The sequence below is a fragment of the Cytobacillus firmus NBRC 15306 genome (genome assembly GCF_001591465.1).
GTDB classification, from domain to species: domain Bacteria; phylum Bacillota; class Bacilli; order Bacillales; family Cytobacillaceae; genus Cytobacillus; species Cytobacillus firmus.
In genome coordinates, this window is record NZ_BCUY01000216.1 from 1 (window position 1) to 1,381 (window position 1,381).

The window sequence follows — 1,381 nt, forward strand, 5'->3', positions numbered from 1 at the left end:
CATCTGAGTCTTGAAGTGGGGGTCTTATTGCCCGTTAGACTGCGATAAAATGATAAGCCTCTAAATTTGAGTATGCCTCATTTGTTTATGTACAATTATAGAAAACATTCAAATGAGGTGGGTACTTGAAAAAGAGAAGACTTGGAAATTCAGACTTGTACGTAAGCGAGCTTGGACTGGGCTGCATGTCAATTGGCACCAGCCCTTCAAAGGCTCAGGAGATTATTGAAGCAGCCCTTGAAGAAGGAATCAATTATTTTGATACAGCTGATTTATATGATTTTGGCGAAAACGAAAAGCTTGTCGGACAATCGTTAAAGAATGTCCGCGAACAGGTGATCATTGCGACCAAAGCCGGCAACCGATGGAATAAGAATAAAGATGGCTGGACCTGGGATCCCTCAAAAAGCCACATCAAAGAAGCTTTAAAAGACAGCTTGAAAAGGCTGGATACGGACTACATCGATTTATATCAGCTTCATGGCGGCACGATTGAAGATCCAATTGATGAAACCATTGAAGCATTTGAGGAACTAAAGGAAGAAGGGTACATCCGCCAATATGGCATTTCCTCTATTCGCCCAAATGTAATTCGGGAATTTGCATCTAAATCATCCATTGTTTCTGTCATGATGCAATACAGCATTTTAGATCGGCGCCCTGAAGAAGAAGCGCTGCCTCTTCTGAATCAAAAAGGCATCAGTGCTGTTACAAGAGGGCCGCTGGCCAAAGGGCTGCTCAGCGACAAAATGCTGGATAAAGCATCAGAATCGGTAAAGAGTAAAGGCTATTTGGATTACAGCTATACTGAATTGAAAAAAACGCTTACCAGCATCCGGGAAAAAATTTCTGACCAGCGCACCATGAACGAGATAGCATTTCAGTTTAATCTCGCGGACCCAGCTGTCGCTTCTATTACAGCAGGTGCCAGCCGGGCTGAGCAAGTTAGAGAAAATGCAGAAGCAGCAAGAGCCAAGCCTCTGAACGAAGATGAATTTGCTATGATTAAATCTATTGCAATGCTAAATAAATATGAGCAGCATAGATGATAGAAAGCTTATAATATAAGACAAGAAAGGGGCTGACAGAAAAGCCGGCCCCTTTTTTAATATTATTTGAATTCTTTCCAGTTAAGTTCGCTTTCTCCAAGCAGTTCTTCAAAACTTTTATTTTTTTCGCGCAGTCTTCTTTCCTCTCTTTTTCTGCGCTCTTCTTCTTCCTTCTGTTTATCTTCAGCAGCCTTTAATTCCTGCTTTTTCCCTTTCAGCTGCTCCATCAGGTCCTGGTTCAGCAAGTCGCCAAGCGTGACGGGCTTATCGTCTTTTTTAGGCTGTGAATGGTGTATTTTCTTTTTCATATAATCCCCTCATCAACTGATTTC

2 protein-coding genes are annotated in these 1,381 nt (G+C 41.9%); one reads left to right on the forward strand and one right to left on the reverse strand.

The features are described 5' to 3' along the window. The first annotated feature begins 125 nt into the window (after positions 1 to 125). Positions 126 to 1,049 (forward strand): aldo/keto reductase, encoded by a 924-nt coding sequence (locus BFI01S_RS21915; RefSeq protein ID WP_061794451.1) that lies wholly within the window; start codon positions 126 to 128, stop codon positions 1,047 to 1,049. Positions 1,050 to 1,111: 62 nt separating this feature from the next. On the opposite strand, the gene BFI01S_RS21920 is transcribed toward BFI01S_RS21915, so the two are convergent. After that, positions 1,112 to 1,357, reverse strand: a complete 246-nt coding sequence (locus tag BFI01S_RS21920; protein WP_061794452.1) for a YqkE family protein — start codon at positions 1,355 to 1,357, stop codon at positions 1,112 to 1,114. Between the last annotated feature and the right edge of the window lie 24 nt (positions 1,358 to 1,381).

What these genes read in the sequence shown, in the direction of transcription:
- BFI01S_RS21920 (WP_061794452.1), bottom strand. Translation starts at nt 1,357, where the DNA reads ATGAAAAAGAAAATACACCATTCACAGCCTAAAAAAGACGATAAGCCC.